Origin of the sequence: Streptomyces sp. NBC_01463, assembly GCA_036227345.1 — a bacterium.
Taxonomy (GTDB): Bacteria; Actinomycetota; Actinomycetes; order Streptomycetales; family Streptomycetaceae; genus Streptomyces.
In genome coordinates this window covers 439,495-455,159 of sequence record CP109468.1, presented here as the reverse complement: position 1 = coordinate 455,159, position 15,665 = coordinate 439,495, and the positions used below count along the sequence as shown (strand labels likewise).

Below are 15,665 nucleotides of genomic sequence, written 5' to 3'. Positions count from 1 at the left end.
ATCGCCTCTGCTCCCGTGTTCCGTTCAGCCCGCGAACCAGCGCACCGGGCGCGGGGCGAGGTTCTGGTAGATGTGCTTGGCCTCGCGGTACTCGGCCAGACCGGCCGGACCCAGCTCGCGGCCGATGCCGGACTTGCCGAAGCCGCCCCACTCGGCCTGCGGCAGGTAGGGGTGGAAGTCGTTGATCCAGACGGTGCCGTGCCGCAGCCGGGCCGCGACCCGGCGCCCGCGGCCCGTGTCCGAGGTCCACACACCCCCGGCCAGCCCGTACTCGGTGTCGTTGGCCAACGCCACGGCCTCGTCCTCGGTACGGAAGGTCTCGACGGTCAGCACCGGGCCGAACACCTCCTCGCGCACGACGCGCATGGAGCGGTCGCAGTGGTCGAGCACGGTCGGGCGGTAGAAGTAGCCCGGCCCCTCGGGGCGTTCGCCGCCCGCCCGCAGCACCGCGCCCTCCTTGAGGGCGGAGGCGACGAACTCCTCGGTCCTGGCGAGCTGCCCGGCGGAGACGAGCGGACCGCACTCGACACCGTCGTCCGTGCCCCGGCCGATGCGGATCAGCTCGGCACGCCGGGCGAGTTCGGTGACGAACCGCTCGCGCACCGACTCCTCGACGATCAGCCGCGATCCGGCGGAGCAGACCTGACCGCTGTGGATGAAGGCGGCGTTGAGCGCCTGGTCGACGGCGGTGTCGAAGCCCTCCTCGGTGGAGCACGCGTCGGCGAACACCACGTTGGGGTTCTTGCCGCCGAGTTCGAGGGCGACCTTCTTGACCGTGTCCGCCGCGGCCCGCATCACCTTCGTCCCGCTGGCGAGTCCACCGGTGAACGACACCAGGTCGACATCGGGGTGGTCGGCCAGCCGGGCGCCGACGGTGGCTCCCGGGCCGGTGACGATGTTGGCCACGCCCTCGGGCAGTCCGGCCTCGGCGAGCAGGGCGAGAAGGGCGACGGTGGTGAGCGGGGTGATCTCGCTGGGCTTGATCACGAAGGTGTTGCCCGCGGCCAGCGCCGGAGCGATCTTCCAGCTCGCCTGGAGCAGTGGGTAGTTCCACGGCGTGATGAGGCCGCAGACACCCACGGGTTCGTGCACCACGACGCTGTGCACGGTGTCGGACCCGGCGTCGACGACCCGTCCGCCGCTCTCGTTCATCACGAGATCGGCGAAGTAGCGGAAGGCGTCGCGCACGCAGTCCACGTCGACGCGGCCCTCTTCGAGCGTCTTGCCGGCGTCACGGCACTCCAGCGCGCCGATCCGCTCCCGGTCCCGCTCCAGCAGGCCTGCCACCCGCCTGAGCAGCGCGGCGCGCTCGGCGACGGGGGTGTGCGGCCAGGGACCCGTGTCGAAGGCGGCCCTGGCGGCGGCTACCGCGGCGTCCGTGTCCGCGACGTCCCCCTCCGCCACGACGGCGAAAGCGGTCCCGTCGACGGGGTCGAGGATCTCGCGCGTGGCGCCGGATGCGGCCGCTCGCCACTCTCCCGCTACCTGGATGGTGAGTTGTGCCGACACGTCGTGTGCTGCCCTTTCGGTGGCCGATGGTCACTCGCCGGGCGATTCCCAGCGGTCTGGCCGTCTGCCCAGGAAGGGTGCGGCCATGCGCGGCGGCCGCGGGTAAGTGACCCGGCTCACGCGCCGGCCAGGACAGCGGAGAGGAGGGGCTCCGGGACCGACGGTCCCGGAGCCCCTCCTCCGTACGGATGCGCGCTGTCGCCGGCCGGCTCACCGGTGGTGGCAGTTCCAGTGGCCCTTCACCCAGTGGGTGTCCCAGTGGCCGGGGACGTACACCGTGGTCCAGTGCCCCTTGTGCCACTGGGTGTGGGTCGTCCAGTGACCGTGGTGCCACGTCCCGTGACGGTCGTGGTGGCCGGGGTGCCAGGTCCGGTACTCGGAGTAGTGGCCCTTGTGCCACTGCTTGTCCCAGTGGCCCTTCACCCAGTGCTTCTGCCAGTGCCCCTGTTCCCAGGTGCATCTGTCGTGGTGGCCGGTGGCGGACGCGGCGGCGGCGACGGAAACCGGCGCCGGGGCGGCCTCGGCCGTACCGGCCGCACCCAGCGCGGCCGTGCCTGCGAGCAGGCCCGTCGCCGCGGCTCCTGCCAGCACATTGCGGACTCGGACGGAGAGGGTCATCGGGCACTCCTCTCTCTTGTGGAGTGGATCCCCGAGCCGGACGGTGCCGAATGTGAAGAAGATATAAATATATCTCCTATCTCCGATCCTGGCGCGTACGGGAGCGGAGCCCCCGGTTCGGCCCGTGCACCCACGACGGGCTGCGCATCCTTGCCTCCTCTGTCCGCGTCGGCCGGAATCAGCCGGCCTCGGGCCCGCCCGGCCGAGGGAATCAGGCGCCCGCCACGTGTGCTGACGTTCCGTGGACAGGCAGGAACGTCCGGACGGCCGGCCCGACCGGCGTACGGATCTCCGACCACACGCACGCGTGCCGCAGCGCGCGCCCGCTCAGGCAATCCAGAGAGGCTCCCCATGAAGACGCTCGTCATCGCCGGTGGCACCGACGGCATCGGCAAGGCCCTCGCCGAGGTGTATCTCCGCCGGGGCGACACCGTCGTCGTCATCGGACGCGACAAGGCCAAGGGCGGGCACTATCTCGACGCCGCCCGCGCATCGGGAGCCGCGGACCGCGCCTTCTTCGTGACGGCCGACCTGAGCCTGCTCTCCGGGACCACCCGGGCCGCGGAGGAGATCCGCGCCTCCTTCCCCGCCGTCGACGCCCTGGTGTTCTGCGCCCGCCACTACCGCTCCCTCCGTACGGAGACGGCGGAGAGGTACGAGGAGAACTTCGCGCTCTTCTATCTGAGCCGGCGTCTGCTGGCCCGTGCGCTCGCCGCGCCCCTGGCGGCGGCCCGGCGTCCGGTCGTCGTCAATGTGGCGGGACCGGGGTCCGGTCTCGACCTCGTACGGTGGGACGACCTCCAGCTCACCCGCGGATACGAGGGCACCACCGCACTCGCCCAGGGCGGAAAGCTCAACGACCTGCTGGGCGTCACCTCGGCCGAACAGTACGGCCCCGCCGGTATCCGCTACGTCCTGATCCACCCGGGCGTCACCGCCACCGGCTTCTCCGGCGAGTACGACGCCGCGACGCTGCCCCACATCCGTTCCATGAGGCAGCACGCCAAGCCGGTGGAGGCGGCCCTGCCCCCGATCACCGGCGTCATCGACACACCTCCGGCCGAGCCGCTCAGCGCGTACGTCGAGGGCCGGCGCATCCCCGTCGACACCCCGGACTTCGACCCCGCCGCCGCACGCCGGCTGGAGTCACTCACCGAACGGCTCCTGGGCGAAGGGCCGCGGTGAACCGCGATGCGCCGGCCCGCAACGGCGGGGGAGGTGTCCCTCGCCCGGCCGCTCGCACCGGAATGGGGGCTTGGTAGCTTGATCGCCATGACGGTGGCATTGATCGACTCGGGGCTCGGCCTTCTCGCCACGGCGGGCCGGCTGCGGCACCTCGCCCCGGAACTCGATCTGCTGCTGCTCCTCGACCCCGAGGGCGCCCCGTGGGGACCGAAGAGCACGTCCTTCATCACGGATCGTCTGGTCAGTGCCGCCCATGACGCGGTCGAGCGGGGTGCGGAGGCCCTCGTGGTGCCCTGCAACACCGCCACCGTCACCGCGATCGAGGCCCTGCGCCAGGAGTTCGAGCCGCGCGTGCCGGTGATCGGCACCGTGCCGGCGGTGAAACCGGCCGCGGCGGCCGCCCCGGGCATCGCGGTGTGGGCCACGGTCCGGACCACGGCGAGCGACTACCAGACCCGGCTGATCGCCGACTTCGCGCAGCACAAGCCCGTCGTGCGGGTCGCCTGCCCCGGACTCGCCGAGGGGATCGACCGCGGAGACCCGGCGGCCGTGACCGCATCGATCGCCGACGCCGCCGGGCGGACCCCGGGCCACTGCGCCGCCGTCGTGCTGGGGTGCACGCACTACGCGCTGGTGGCGGCGGAGATCCTGCGGCACCTGCCTGCCGGGACCACGCTGTACGACAGCGCGGAAGCGGTCGCCCGGCAGACCTTGCGACGTCTGGGCCGGACCACGGAACCGCACGGCGCGGTGGGGCGCGTCGACGTCGTCCTCAGCGGCAGGCCGGGTTCCCGTTCCTACGCCGTCGGCCGGGCCCTCGCCGCCGCGACGCACGTGCCCCGCGAGGCACTCCTGCCCGACCCGTTCCTTCCCGAAAGAGAGCACGCATGAAGATCGTCGACGCGACGGTCGTCGTCACCAGCCCCGGCCGTAACTTCGTCACCCTGAAGCTGACGACCGACGAGGGCCTCACCGGCCTCGGGGACGCCACACTCAACGGGCGGGAGCTGGCCGTCGTCAGCTACCTCACCGACCATGTGGCACCCCTGCTCATCGGCCTCGACCCGCACAGGATCGAGGACACCTGGCAGTACCTCTACCGCGGCGCCTACTGGCGGCGCGGGCCGGTGACCATGGCCGCGATCGCCGCCGTGGACGTGGCGCTGTGGGACCTCAAGGCGAAGGCCGCCGGCCTGCCGCTTTACCAGCTGCTCGGCGGCGCGAGCCGGGACCGGATCGGCACCTACGGCCACGCCAACGGCCGCGACATCCCCGAACTCCTCGACTCCGTACGGGCCAGGCTGGCCGAGGGCTACCCCGCCGTCCGCATCCAGACGGGCATCCCCGGACTGAAGGCCGTCTACGGGGTCTACAACCAGGACGACGCCGGGGACACGGTCGCCCACCAGCAGGCCCGGCCCCTGGTCGAGGACTGGGACACGGACGCGTACCTGCGCCACACCCCGGCCGTCTTCGACGCGGTGCGTGCCGAGTTCGGCGCCGGGCTGCCGCTGCTCCACGACGCCCACCACCGGCTCACCCCGGTCCAGGCGGCCCGGCTCGGCAAGGACCTGGAGCCGTACCGCCCGTTCTGGCTGGAGGACTGCACACCCGCCGAGAACCAGGAGGCGCTGCGCCTGGTCCGCCGGCACACCACGACGCCCCTGGCCGTCGGCGAGGTGTTCAACACGGTGTACGACTACCAGACGCTGATCACCGAGCAGCTGATCGACTACGCGCGTTCCGCAGTCACCCACTTCGGCGGGGTCACACCCCTGCGCAAGCTCTTCGACTTCGCCGCCCAGTACCAGGTGAAGAGCGCCGTCCACGGCCCGGAGGACATCTCGCCGGTCGGCATGGCCGCCGCAGTCCACCTCGACCTCGCCGTCCACAACTTCGGTATCCAGGAGTACTCCGGCCACAACTCCCGTACCGAGGAGATGTTCCGGCACGCCTACACCTTCACCGACGGATACCTGCACCCGGGCGAGGCGCCGGGCATCGGGGTGGAACTGGACGAGGAGATGGCGGCCGCGCACCCGTACGAGCAGGCCTACCTCCCGGTCAACCGGCTCCGGGACGGCAGCGTCCACGACTGGTGAGCCGCGGCGCGCCGCCGCCCCGTAGGGGGTCACGTCCTACCGGCGCCCGGGGGCCGCACATCCGCGGGCCCCGGCGCCGGGCCCCGTCAGGGGTGGGCCGGCTGGAGGCCCGCGTACACCCCTTCCCGGCCCAGCAGTTCCTCGTGCGTCCCCACCTCGGCTATCCGGCCGCCCTCCATCGCCACGATGCGGTCGGCCCCCTGGATCGTGGACAGGCGGTGCGCGACGACGAAGACCGTCCGGCCGTGCACGAGCCGGGAGAGAGCCTCCTGGACCAGGGCCTCGGAGCGGTTGTCCAGCGCGGAGGTGGCCTCGTCGAGCACCAGCACCCTGGGGTCTCGGATCAGCGCGCGGGCGATGGCGAGCCGCTGCTTCTGCCCGCCCGAGAGGCGGGCCCCGCGTTCGCCGACGACCGTGTCCAGACCGAGCGGCAGATCGCGCACGAACTCCAGCGCGTTGGCGTCCGTCAGGGCGCGCATCAGCGTGGCGTCGTCGGTGTCCCCCATTCCGTACGTCACGTTGTCGCGGATGCTGCCCTCGAACAGGATCGACTCCTGCGGCACCACGGACAGGAACCGCCGGTAGCTGCGCAGGTCGAGCCCGGCCATGTCCGTGCCGTCGAGCATGATGCGGCCCGACGTCGGACGGATGAAGCCGATGAGGAGGTTGAGGACGGTCGACTTGCCGGCGCCCGACGCACCGACCAGCGCGATGGTCTCGCCCGGCCGTGCGGAGAGGGTGAATCCGTCGACGGCGGGAGCGGAGTCGTCGTAGGCGAAGCCGACGTCCTCGAAGTCGATGCGGCCGGTGACCCGCTCCACCTGGGCCTTGCCCGCGTTGCGCTCCAGGTCGGGGGCCTGGAGCACCTCGCCCGCCGAACGCACCGACTCCAGCCCCTTGGTGAGGACCGGGGCCAGACCCAGCAGCGTGGTCACGGACCCGGTCAGGACGGTGAAGAAGGCGCTGAGCATCACCACGTCGCCCGGCGTGATGGGCATCCAGCCGTGGTACGCGACCAGCGCGGACCCCGTCAGGCACAGCACTCCGAGCGTGTTGAGGATGACCCAGGCCAGCGATCCGAAGCGGCCGTTGATCACGTCCAGGCGCAGGCCGGCCGCGAAGACCTGGCGCAGCGAGCCGTCGACGCGGCCGAGGGCGGTGCGCTCCAGCCCGTGAGCGCGGGTGATCGGGATGAGCGTGGTCATCTCGCCGACGCGGGAGGAGAGTTGCTCGACCTCGCGGCGGAAGGACTCGTTGTGGCTGCGCAGCCGGGCGCGCAGCTTCATCACGAGGAATCCGGCGGCGGGCACGACGATCAGGAAGACCGGCAGGAACGCGGGCACGCGCACCCCGATGACGACGAGCCCGCCGACCAGGGTGACGACGGCGCCGAGCCCCATGTCGGCGCTCTGCTGCATCATCTGCTCCACCGACTCCACGTCGCGGACCACCTTGGCCTGCAGGACGCTCGAACTGACGCGTGCGTGATAGCCGATGGACAACTGCTGCATCCGGCGGCAGAGCGCCGAGCGCAGGGTCGTGCCCATGCGGCGGATGCTGCCGCCGAGGCAGCGTACGTACCACTGGTGGAGCGGGTAGTTGATCACGAGGATGAACAGCAGGACGCCGGTGGACTTCCACAGCCCGGACTCCGGGCCGTGCTGGACGACCACGTCCAGGACCGTGGCGGTGATGAGGGGAAGCAGCCAGATCGGGCTGTGCTTCACGACGAAGATGACGACCGCGAGGGCCAGCCGTCCGCGGTCGGGCCTGAAGAGGTGGCCGAGGGTGCGGACCGGGTTCTCGCCGCGGTAGCGATGGTCGAGGTGGTCGAAGGGCGCCAGGGATTCGGCGGAGGGTTGGGCAACCGCTTTCTGCATGAGTCCATCCCACCCCGCTCCCGCCGTCCGGGGCAAGCCGGTTCCACGGACGGGACAGGGGGCGGGGGAGGCGAGACTTCGGGGCCCGAAGTGCCTCAGTGGACGCGGAGTTCGTCCGGCTGCGGCGCCGGTGCCGGAACCTCGGGGCGGGGGCGGCCCGCCGAGGCGATGACCGCCGTGACCAGGCCGGCCAGCAGGCCCCAGAACGCGGAACCGATCCCCAGCAGGGTCACCCCGGAGGCGGTGGCGAGGAAGGTCACCACGGCCGCCTCCCGTGACGCCTTGTCGGCCAGCGCCGCCGTCAGCGAGGCCTCGATGGTGGCGAGCAGCCCGATCCCGGCGATCGCCAGGACGAGTTCCTGCGGCATCGCGGTGAGCAGGGAGGCGACCGTCGCGCCGAGCAGCCCGACGCAGAGGTAGAAGACACCCGCCCACACCGCGGCCAGGAAGCGCCGGTCGCGTTCGGGGTGGGCCTCCTCGCCGGTGCAGATGGCGGCGGTGATCGCGGCGAGGTTGAGACCGAAGGCACCGAAGGGGGCGAGCAGGGCGTTGGCCGCCCCGGTCCACGTCATCAGCGGCGACACCGGTACGTCGTAGCCGGCGCCGCGGAGCACGGCGACACCCGGCAGGTTCTGGGAGGCCATCGTCACGACGAACAGGGGCGCGCCGACGCTGACGAGGACCTTCCAGTCGAACTCCGGGGCGGTGAACACCGGGGTGGCCAGGGCGAGCCGGACCTTGCCCAGCTGCCACCCGCCGGTGAACACGGTGGCGACGACGCCCACGGCGAGCGCCAGCAGCACCGCGTACCGGGGGAGCAGACGCCGGCTCAGCAGGTAGAGCACGAACATGGGGAACGCCACGGCGAAACTGTCGTGCATGGTGCTGAACAGGCCCGTGCCGAAACGCAACAGCACTCCGGCGAGCAGGGCGGCCGCCAGCGGCACCGGAATCCGGCCCATGAGCCGGCTGAACCACCCGGTCACCCCGCTGACGAGGATGAGCAGACCCGAGAAGACGAAGGCGCCCACCGCCTGCGCCATCGACACCCCGCTCAGACCCGTCGTCAGCAGCGCCGCTCCGGGCGTCGACCACGCGGTCACGACGGGGGCCCGGTAGCGCAGCGACAGACCGATACAGGTGCAGGCCAGGCCGACACCGAGCGCGAGCATCCAGGAGGAGATCTCGCGCGAGTCCGCCCCGGCGGCCCTCGCCGCCGTGAAGACCAGGGCCGCGGAACTCGTCACCCCGACCATGACGGCGATCAGTCCGGCGGCCACGGCCGAGGGCGGTGCCGCCGCGCGTATGCGGGTGATCGCGAGCATGAGTGAGCCACTTCCCTGTGCCGAGCGGTTCGGGGCGGCGCCGACGGCCGGAGCGGGCCCGGGACGCGCCATCGTTCCGTATACGGAACGTTCTGTTTGTGGAACACTAGAGAGAAGGGCCGATGCCCGTCAACCAGGACAGCGGAGCGGGTGCACGCGGATGGGACTGAACGAGGACGTGGGGCGCAGGCTGCGCGCGCTGCGGCGCGAGCGGCAGCTGTCACTCTCCGAGCTGTCCCGGCGTTCCCGCGTGGGCAAGGGCACGCTCTCGGAGCTGGAGAGCGGGACGCGCAATCCGACCCTGGAGACGCTGTACGCGCTCGCCACCGCGCTCGGCCTGCCGCTGAGCGCCGTGCTGAGCGACCCGCTGCCCGCCGGCGGCCCCGGCCCGGCGCTCCCCGGCGTCTCGGGAAGCGCCGTCACCGCCGTCCTGCTCGAACGGTACGAGGCCGGGTCCGCGGTCACCGACGTGTTCCGGATCAGCATCCGGGCGGGCGCCGTCCAGGAGTCGCAGGGCCACGTCCCGGGCACGCGGGAGAGCCTGATGGTGCTGTCCGGCACTGCCGTCGTCGGCCCGCCCGACGACACCCGCACGGCCGGCCCCGGCGCCAGTGCCGAGTGGCGGGCCGATGTGCCCCACGTCTACGGCGCGCCCGACGGCGAGGTGCAGGGCGTCCTCTTCGTTCGCTACCCCCCGGCGGGCGAGCCCGGCCCCGGCTCCGGTGGAGGAGCCGAGACCGGCTGAGCGCCGGGCCTCACGCCGCCTCGGCCACCACGCCGTTCGCGTACGGGAAGGCCGGGTGGTCGCCGAGCCGTCCGACGAATTCCTGGAGGCGGGGGTACCCGCAGAGGAAACCGGCCGTGCCGGGCTGGACGAGCGTCACCCACAGGTCCACATCGGCCGCCGTCAGCTGAGGGCCGCACACGTAGGGGTGCAGGGAGAGACGGTGCTCCATCACATCGAGCGCGGCCGAACGCTCCGAGGGCTCCGCCGCATCCGTGACCCCGAGCTCCAGCAGCTCACGGATGCCGTCGATGTCGGCGGCGAGCTCCGGCGGGTGCAGCGGGGAGGGGCAGGCCTCGTCGTGGCCGGACAGCAGCCCCGCGAGGTCGCGCAGGATGTCGGGCGTGTGGTTGCTGACGATGCGTCCGCTCCAGCGGTCGCACAGCGCGGGAGCGGTCAGCGGCCCGTTGTAGTGGTGCACCGTGGCCTCGTACGCACCGCGCAGCGCCGCGAAGCCCTCGGGTGTGCCGGCCGGGTGGGTCAGGAGCGTGGTGGCGACGGAGTCCTTGAGCCCGAGCAGGCCGAGGGTGATCGAGATGCGCAGCGAGCGGGGACAACTCACCGACAGGAACAGCTCGTAGCGGTGCGGTGCCGGATAGAAGCCGCCGGCCAGACCGACGCCGATCCGGCTGTGGATGGGCGCGGACCGTACGGCCGACGCGAGGAGCAGACCTGACGGACGTGACGCCGGTGCGGATGAAGCGGGGCCGAACGTACACGCGTTGCCTGTGCCACAACCGCGCGATGCTGTCTCGGGCATGACTCTCCCTGTGGGATCCCTGGGGGAACGACGAAGCCACCGCTGCCTCGTGGGCACCGGCGGCCGGATGCGGAACGACTGAGCCTGCATACCGATCCGTCCGGAGGAACGCGCAAGGGGCCGGTTCGACAGCCCGGTACGCGTCCGTCCGCCGACGGACCCTAGTAAGCGCTGGAGACGCGCAACAGATCGATGTGCAAGCGCCTCGTCAAGCCGATCCTGGGCATTCCCACCGGTCCTGCCGTCGGGGCTCGCGAGACGCGAGACCGCGCTTGCCCCGTCGCACCGACGGGACCCGGTCGTCACCCGGGGCACCCCATCGCGGTGGAAGGGTTGCCTGTCAGCGGGCCGGGGCCGATGACCGCACGAGCGGGAGATCCCGTCCGGGCGGCGCTGACAATCGTGACCGTCCCCGCCAGTCTCGGTGCGCCCGGTGACGTCGTCAAGGAGGTGGTCCGAGCCGTCTCGCCTGGTGGTCACCGGCGTTGACATCCATTTCGGAACGGCCCTAACCTCCGGCCCAGAGCAGCACGGTCACGAGTGCCGGTGAAAAGCCCTGGCTCGCCGGCCGGCAACCCTCGCACGCGGTGGGGTGCCCCAGGTGAGGACCGGACCGGATGACGTTCGGTAAGCGTGAGGCCCCGCGGGGCGGAATGGTGACGGTGAGCGAGATGTACGCAGCTGACGGGACGGCCGCACGACGGCCCCGCGGCTGCGTCCTGCTGTGCGCGGACCGCACCGTCGACCTCCTGCGTGTCAACAGCGCGCTGTGTACGGCCGCTTCCCGCCCTCTCTGTCAGGGCTGACGGCTCTCCGATTCCCTGACATCCACCGCTGCCGCGGTGTGCCCTCTCCCCGCCCGGCCCCCTCCCGCGCTGTGTGCCGCGTTCCGCCGATCCGTTCCGACGGACACGGCGGCGTGCCGCCCGCCGCGGTCCGGGGTGTCCGCATCCGCTGGAGCCCTCCATGAGTGAATCCTCCGGCGTCGCTGTGTCCAAGGGATCAGCGCCGCCCACCGGGACGATGCCGCGCCCCGATCCGGCCGCCGGGACGGACAGCCGCCCGGCCCCGCCGAAACCCCTGGCGGCGCAACGGGTCGTCCCCCTCCGCCGTCCCTTCCGCTGGATCATCACGGCGGTCGTCCTCGTGCTGGTCGCCCAGATCACCCACGGCCTGGTGACCAACCCCTTCTACCAGTGGGACCGGTTCCAGTACTGGTTCCTGCGCCCCACCATCCTCGACGGTCTGGTCGTCACCCTCGAAGTCGCCGTGTACAGCGCGGTGCTGGGGCTGCTCGGCGGCGTGCTGCTGGCACTGGCGCGGCTCTCCCCGAACCCCGTGCTGCGCACCGTGAGCTGGCTCTACACCTGGCTGTTCCGCTCGGTGCCGCTGATCGTGGTCCTGCTGTTCCTCTACAACTTCAGCGCGCTCTACCGGACGTTGAGCATCGGAGTGCCGTTCGGTCCGGCCTTCTTCACCTTCGACGAGTCGCGCCTCGCCACCGACATGGCCGTCGCCGTCGTCGGCCTGAGCCTCAACGAGGCGGCCTACGCCTCCGAGGTGGTGCGCGGCGGCATCCTCTCCGTCGACCAGGGCCAGCACGAGGCGGCCTCCGCGCTGGGCCTCCCGAAGCGGTACCAGTTCGCCAGGATCGTCTTCCCGCAGGCGCTGCGCTCCATCACACCGAACTACGTCAACCAGCTGATCGGCCTGATCAAGGGCACCTCGCTGGTCTTCTACGTCTCGCTGCTCGACCTGTTCGGTTCGGTGCAGAGCATGGGCAGCACCTACCCCGGCGACATCGTGCCGCTGCTGCTGGTGGCCACCTTCTGGTACCTGATCCTCACCAGCGCCGTGTCCGTCGTCCAGTTCTACGTCGAGCGGCACTACTCGCGGGGCGCCCTGCGCACCCTGCCGCCGACCCCGTTGCAGAAGGTACGGAACGGTCTGGACGGTCTGCGGGCCCGGGCCCGGAGGGAGACGGCGATATGACCACCGACACGCAGGAGATCAGCCCGGCCGCGGTCGAGGTGCACGACGTCTACAAGTGGTACGGCAGCCAACGCGTCCTGGACGGAGTGGCGCTGACCGTGCGGCCCGGAGAGGTCACGGCCGTCCTCGGCCCCTCCGGCTCGGGGAAGTCCACCCTCCTCCGGGTGATCAACCACCTGGAGAAGCCCGAGATCGGCCATGTCAGCCTGAACGGCGAACCGATCGGCGTACGCCGGCAGGGCGGGCGGCTCAAGGAGCTCAGCGAACGGGTCATCCTGGCCCAGCGCAGCCGGATCGGCTTCGTCTTCCAGAACTTCAACCTCTTCCCGCACCTGACCGTGCTGGACAACGTGGCGGCCGCCCCGGTGGCCACCGGCAAGCTCGCCAAGCGCGCGGCGCAGGAGCAGGCCCGCGAACTGCTCGCCCGGGTGGGCCTCGCCGACCGGGCCGGGTCCTACCCGCGACAGCTGTCCGGCGGCCAGCAGCAGCGGGTGGCCATCGCCCGCGCCCTCGCCCTGCGGCCCGGGGTCATCCTCTTCGACGAACCGACGTCCGCCCTCGACCCCGAACTGGTCGGCGAGGTGCTCGCGGTCATCAAGGACCTCGCGCGCAGCGGAACCACTCTCGTCATCGTCACCCACGAGATCGGCTTCGCCCGTGAGGTCGCCGACCGGGTGGTCTTCATGGACGAGGGACGGATCGTCGAACAGGGCCCGCCCGCACAGGTGCTGGACCACCCGGAACACGACCGGACCAGGGACTTCCTCAGCAAGGTCCTCTGACCCTCCCGCCCCGCAGCACTCCACGCCCCGCACCCTCATCCCACCCGCACCGGACAAGGACAGCCATGCACACCCTCAGTCTCCGCAGCAGACTCCTCCGAGGCACCGCCGCCACCGCGGCCGCCCTCTCCCTCGCCGCAGCCCTCGCCGCGTGCGGCGGCGACAGCGACGCCGCATCCGCGGACACCGCGGCGGTGGCCGGGACGGTCACCGTGGGCGCGCTGTCCAACGGCGCCGCGAAGGAGACCGGACTCAAGGTGTCCGAGGTGAAGTCGATCAGCGCCGGGCTGCCCGGAAAGATCAAGGAGCGAGGCACGCTGGTGATCGGCGTGGGCGCGCTGCCGGCCGGATTCCCGCCCCTGGCGTACGTGGGCGACGACCAGAAGACGCTCACCGGTGCCGAACCCGACCTCGGCCGGCTGGTCGCCGCCGTCCTCGGACTCAAGCCGGAGATCAAGAACTCGACCTGGGAGAACATGTTCGTCGGCATCGACAGCGGCAAGGTCGACGTGGCCCTGTCCAACGTCACCGACACCGAGGAGCGCAAGCAGAAGTACGAGTTCGCCTCCTACCGGCAGGACAACCTCGCCTTCGAGGTGCCGAAGAAGAGCACCTGGAACTTCGACGGCGACTACCGGAACCTGGCAGGCAGGACCGTCGCCGTCAGCGCCGGCACCAACCAGGAGAAGATCCTGCTGGAGTGGAAGACGAAGCTGGCGAAGGACGGCAAGAAGCTCGGCATCAAGTACTACCGGGACAGCAACGCCACCGCACTGGCCCTGGCCGGCGGAAAGATCGACACCTCGTTCGGCCCCAACCCCGGCATCGCCTACCACATCACCCAGACCGCGAAGACGCCGAACGCGACGCGCAACGCGGGCACGTACTCCGGAGCCGGCTCCACGCTCCAGGGCCTGATCGCGGCCACCGCGAAGAAGGACAGCGGGCTCGCGAAGCCGATCGCCGCAGTGATCAACCACCTGATCAGGAGCGGCCGGTACGCTGACTGGCTGGCCGCCTGGAACCTCTCCAACGAGGCGGTCGACACCTCCAGGGTCAACCCGCCCGGCCTGCCCCTCGACAACTCCTGATCCGCTGACCGTCCGGGGGCCCGGGGCCGTGCCGCGGCCGGGCCCCCGCCCCACCCGGCGCCTTCCCGAGACGGAGACTCCGCACCGCCATGTCCCTCAGCCATCCCGCCGCACCCGCGCAGCCCCCGCACATACTCGACAACGCGGCCTGGGCCGCCCTGACCGGCCCGCACGCCCGCTTCGCCGAACGGGTCGGCCGGGCCGCCCGCTACCCGACGGACGTCTCCCCGTTCACCGCACTCGACGACCCGGCCGACCCCCGCGCCTGGGACGACCTGGCCGCACTCGTCGGTCCCGGCACCGTCACCCCGGTCACCGGCGTCCGGTCGGTGCCCGACGGATGGGAGACCGAGCAGACCGGCGAGGGCGTCCAGCTGATCGACACCGCCCTGCGCGCCGAACCCGCCCCCGAAGCGGTACGCCTCGGCCTCGCCGACGTATCCGAGATCCTCGAACTGATCGGCCTCACCCGGCCGGGGCCCTTCCTGCCCCGGACCGTCGAACTGGGCACTTACCTCGGCATCCGCGACCACGGACGGCTGGTCGCCCTGGCCGGCGAGCGGCTGCGCCCGCCGGGCTGGACGGAGATCAGCGCGGTCTGCACCCACCCCGGCCATCGCGGCCGCGGGCTGGCGACCCGGCTGGTGCGCGCGGTCGCCGCCGGGATCAGGGAGCGCGGGGACGTCCCCTTCCTGCACACGGCCGCGAGCAACACCGACGCGATCCGGCTCTACGAGTCGATCGGCTTCACCCTGCGCCACCGCAGCCGGTTCGTGCTCGTGCGCAGCCCCCACGCCCGCGACGGCGACGCCGGACGCCCCGAGCGGCCGCAGGCCGGCTCGCTGCTCAGCCCGCGCCCAGCAGGTTGACCATGCGGATGTAGCGGACCCAGTCCCAGTTCGGTCCGGGGTCGGTGTGGTCGGTGCCCGGGACCTGTACGTGCCCGAGGATGTGCGTACGGTCCTTGGGGATCGAGTAGCGGTCACAGATCGAGGCGGTCAGCAGCGCCGACTTCTCGTACATGGCATCGGTGAAGTAGGCGGGCTGGTCCACATAGCCCTCGTGCTCGATGCCGATGCTGCGGGTGTTGTAGTCCCAGTTCCCCGCGTGCCAGGCGATGTTCTTCTCCCGCACGCACTGGTCGATGTAGCCGTCGGCCGAGCGCACCACATAGTGCGCGGACACCTGCTTGGCCGGGTTCTGGAAGATCGCCACCGCGTCCGGGAACGTCTCCTGGGTGACGTGGATGATCACGTACTGGACGGGATAGGCCGAAGGCCGGGTCGAAACGGTGTAGTTGGACGTCGAGGCCGGTACCCAGTGGGCCGACGGATAGTCCGTGTCGCCGGCCGTCGCCGCGGCGGCGGCGCGGGCGGACGCGGGCAGCACCGCGGCCGCCACCGTCGCCGCGGTGCCCTGAAGGATCCTTCTGCGATCCATGCGTACTCCTGGGTGTGGGGGAGGGGGAACGGGCGGAAGCCACGGTCCACCGCCCCGCGGCCCGGCGGCGTGCGGCAGGTCGGTACCCGATTCCCCCGACATCCCGTGACTCCCTCATGTCCGATGACCGGAACGCACTGTCCGATGTGCGGCCGGGCCATGTGCGCGCCCTACCGTACGGGCGTCACGCGAGTGGC

At 71.6% G+C, this 15,665-nt stretch carries 14 protein-coding genes and 2 riboswitches; of the genes, 8 read left to right on the top strand and 6 right to left on the bottom strand.

The features are described from left to right. Nucleotides 1-24 precede the first annotated feature (24 nt). Together OG521_02055 and OG521_02050 are read right to left on the bottom strand one after the other, a co-directional pair. Complete coding sequence (locus OG521_02055; GenBank protein WUW19626.1) at nt 25-1,509, bottom strand: aldehyde dehydrogenase family protein; 1,485 nt, start codon at nt 1,507-1,509, stop codon at nt 25-27. A gap of 210 nt (nt 1,510-1,719) precedes the next feature. Next, complete coding sequence (locus OG521_02050) at nt 1,720-2,127, bottom strand: hypothetical protein (GenBank protein ID WUW19625.1); 408 nt, start codon at nt 2,125-2,127, stop codon at nt 1,720-1,722. Between the two features lie 351 nt (nt 2,128-2,478). Here OG521_02050 and OG521_02045 point away from each other — a divergent pair, with 351 nt between their 5' ends. The 3 genes from OG521_02045 (at nt 2,479) to OG521_02035 (ending at nt 5,414) form a co-directional block, all read left to right on the top strand. Beyond that, nucleotides 2,479-3,312: an SDR family NAD(P)-dependent oxidoreductase gene (locus OG521_02045; protein WUW19624.1), complete on the top strand. Its 834-nt coding sequence runs from the start codon at nt 2,479-2,481 to the stop codon at nt 3,310-3,312. A gap of 87 nt (nt 3,313-3,399) precedes the next feature. Then, a complete protein-coding gene (locus tag OG521_02040) occupies nt 3,400-4,203 on the top strand; it encodes an aspartate/glutamate racemase family protein (GenBank protein WUW19623.1) in 804 nt (267 codons plus the stop codon). Continuing rightward, nucleotides 4,200-5,414, top strand: a complete 1,215-nt coding sequence (locus OG521_02035; protein ID WUW19622.1) for a D-galactonate dehydratase family protein — start codon at nt 4,200-4,202, stop codon at nt 5,412-5,414. The genes OG521_02040 and OG521_02035 overlap by 4 nt, the downstream gene beginning before the upstream one ends. Nucleotides 5,415-5,500: 86 nt before the next feature. Here OG521_02035 and OG521_02030 read toward each other — a convergent pair whose 3' ends face one another. Together OG521_02030 and OG521_02025 are read right to left on the bottom strand one after the other, a co-directional pair. Further along, nucleotides 5,501-7,294: an ABC transporter ATP-binding protein/permease gene (locus OG521_02030; protein WUW19621.1), complete on the bottom strand. Its 1,794-nt coding sequence runs from the start codon at nt 7,292-7,294 to the stop codon at nt 5,501-5,503. Nucleotides 7,295-7,389: 95 nt separating this feature from the next. Beyond that, nucleotides 7,390-8,619 (bottom strand): benzoate/H(+) symporter BenE family transporter, encoded by a 1,230-nt coding sequence (locus OG521_02025; GenBank protein WUW19620.1) that lies wholly within the window; start codon nt 8,617-8,619, stop codon nt 7,390-7,392. Nucleotides 8,620-8,779: 160 nt separating this feature from the next. On the opposite strand from OG521_02025, the gene OG521_02020 reads away from it, so the two are divergent. Further along, nucleotides 8,780-9,364, top strand: a complete 585-nt coding sequence (locus OG521_02020) for a helix-turn-helix domain-containing protein (protein ID WUW19619.1) — start codon at nt 8,780-8,782, stop codon at nt 9,362-9,364. A gap of 10 nt (nt 9,365-9,374) precedes the next feature. Here OG521_02020 and OG521_02015 read toward each other — a convergent pair whose 3' ends face one another. Continuing rightward, nucleotides 9,375-10,163: a glutathione S-transferase C-terminal domain-containing protein gene (locus OG521_02015; GenBank protein WUW19618.1), complete on the bottom strand. Its 789-nt coding sequence runs from the start codon at nt 10,161-10,163 to the stop codon at nt 9,375-9,377. A gap of 263 nt (nt 10,164-10,426) precedes the next feature. Further along, nucleotides 10,427-10,571, bottom strand: a riboswitch (SAM riboswitch). 124 nt (nt 10,572-10,695) lie between these two features. Next, nucleotides 10,696-10,803: riboswitch (SAM riboswitch) on the top strand. A gap of 383 nt (nt 10,804-11,186) precedes the next feature. On the opposite strand from OG521_02015, the gene OG521_02010 reads away from it, so the two are divergent. From OG521_02010 to OG521_01995, 4 genes are all read left to right on the top strand, one after another. Continuing rightward, nucleotides 11,187-12,155 carry an amino acid ABC transporter permease gene (locus tag OG521_02010; GenBank protein ID WUW26547.1) on the top strand — a complete coding sequence of 323 codons (969 nt, stop codon included), beginning with the start codon at nt 11,187-11,189 and terminating at the stop codon, nt 12,153-12,155. Further along, complete coding sequence (locus OG521_02005; GenBank protein ID WUW19617.1) at nt 12,152-12,937, top strand: amino acid ABC transporter ATP-binding protein; 786 nt, start codon at nt 12,152-12,154, stop codon at nt 12,935-12,937. Before OG521_02010 ends, OG521_02005 begins: the two co-directional genes overlap by 4 nt. Nucleotides 12,938-13,002: 65 nt before the next feature. After that, nucleotides 13,003-14,028, top strand: a complete 1,026-nt coding sequence (locus OG521_02000; GenBank protein ID WUW19616.1) for a transporter substrate-binding domain-containing protein — start codon at nt 13,003-13,005, stop codon at nt 14,026-14,028. A gap of 89 nt (nt 14,029-14,117) precedes the next feature. Further along, the gene (locus OG521_01995) at nt 14,118-14,897 is read left to right on the top strand and encodes a GNAT family N-acetyltransferase (GenBank protein WUW19615.1); all 780 of its coding nucleotides are present in this window, start codon (nt 14,118-14,120) and stop codon (nt 14,895-14,897) included. On the opposite strand, the gene OG521_01990 is transcribed toward OG521_01995, so the two are convergent. After that, nucleotides 14,875-15,468, bottom strand: coding sequence for an N-acetylmuramoyl-L-alanine amidase (locus OG521_01990; protein WUW19614.1), 594 nt, complete (start codon nt 15,466-15,468; stop codon nt 14,875-14,877). The two genes, OG521_01995 and OG521_01990, sit on opposite strands and share 23 nt — an antisense overlap. Between the last annotated feature and the right edge of the window lie 197 nt (nt 15,469-15,665).

What these genes read in the sequence shown, in the direction of transcription:
- OG521_02050 (WUW19625.1), bottom strand. Translation starts at nt 2,127, where the DNA reads ATGACCCTCTCCGTCCGAGTCCGCAATGTGCTGGCAGGAGCCGCGGCG.
- OG521_02045 (WUW19624.1), top strand. Translation starts at nt 2,479, where the DNA reads ATGAAGACGCTCGTCATCGCCGGTGGCACCGACGGCATCGGCAAGGCC.
- OG521_02040 (WUW19623.1), top strand. Translation starts at nt 3,400, where the DNA reads ATGACGGTGGCATTGATCGACTCGGGGCTCGGCCTTCTCGCCACGGCG.
- OG521_02035 (WUW19622.1), top strand. Translation starts at nt 4,200, where the DNA reads ATGAAGATCGTCGACGCGACGGTCGTCGTCACCAGCCCCGGCCGTAAC.
- OG521_02030 (WUW19621.1), bottom strand. Translation starts at nt 7,294, where the DNA reads ATGCAGAAAGCGGTTGCCCAACCCTCCGCCGAATCCCTGGCGCCCTTC.
- OG521_02025 (WUW19620.1), bottom strand. Translation starts at nt 8,619, where the DNA reads ATGCTCGCGATCACCCGCATACGCGCGGCGGCACCGCCCTCGGCCGTG.
- OG521_02020 (WUW19619.1), top strand. Translation starts at nt 8,780, where the DNA reads ATGGGACTGAACGAGGACGTGGGGCGCAGGCTGCGCGCGCTGCGGCGC.
- OG521_02015 (WUW19618.1), bottom strand. Translation starts at nt 10,163, where the DNA reads ATGCCCGAGACAGCATCGCGCGGTTGTGGCACAGGCAACGCGTGTACG.
- OG521_02010 (WUW26547.1), top strand. Translation starts at nt 11,187, where the DNA reads ATGCCGCGCCCCGATCCGGCCGCCGGGACGGACAGCCGCCCGGCCCCG.
- OG521_02005 (WUW19617.1), top strand. Translation starts at nt 12,152, where the DNA reads ATGACCACCGACACGCAGGAGATCAGCCCGGCCGCGGTCGAGGTGCAC.
- OG521_02000 (WUW19616.1), top strand. Translation starts at nt 13,003, where the DNA reads ATGCACACCCTCAGTCTCCGCAGCAGACTCCTCCGAGGCACCGCCGCC.
- OG521_01995 (WUW19615.1), top strand. Translation starts at nt 14,118, where the DNA reads ATGTCCCTCAGCCATCCCGCCGCACCCGCGCAGCCCCCGCACATACTC.
- OG521_01990 (WUW19614.1), bottom strand. Translation starts at nt 15,468, where the DNA reads ATGGATCGCAGAAGGATCCTTCAGGGCACCGCGGCGACGGTGGCGGCC.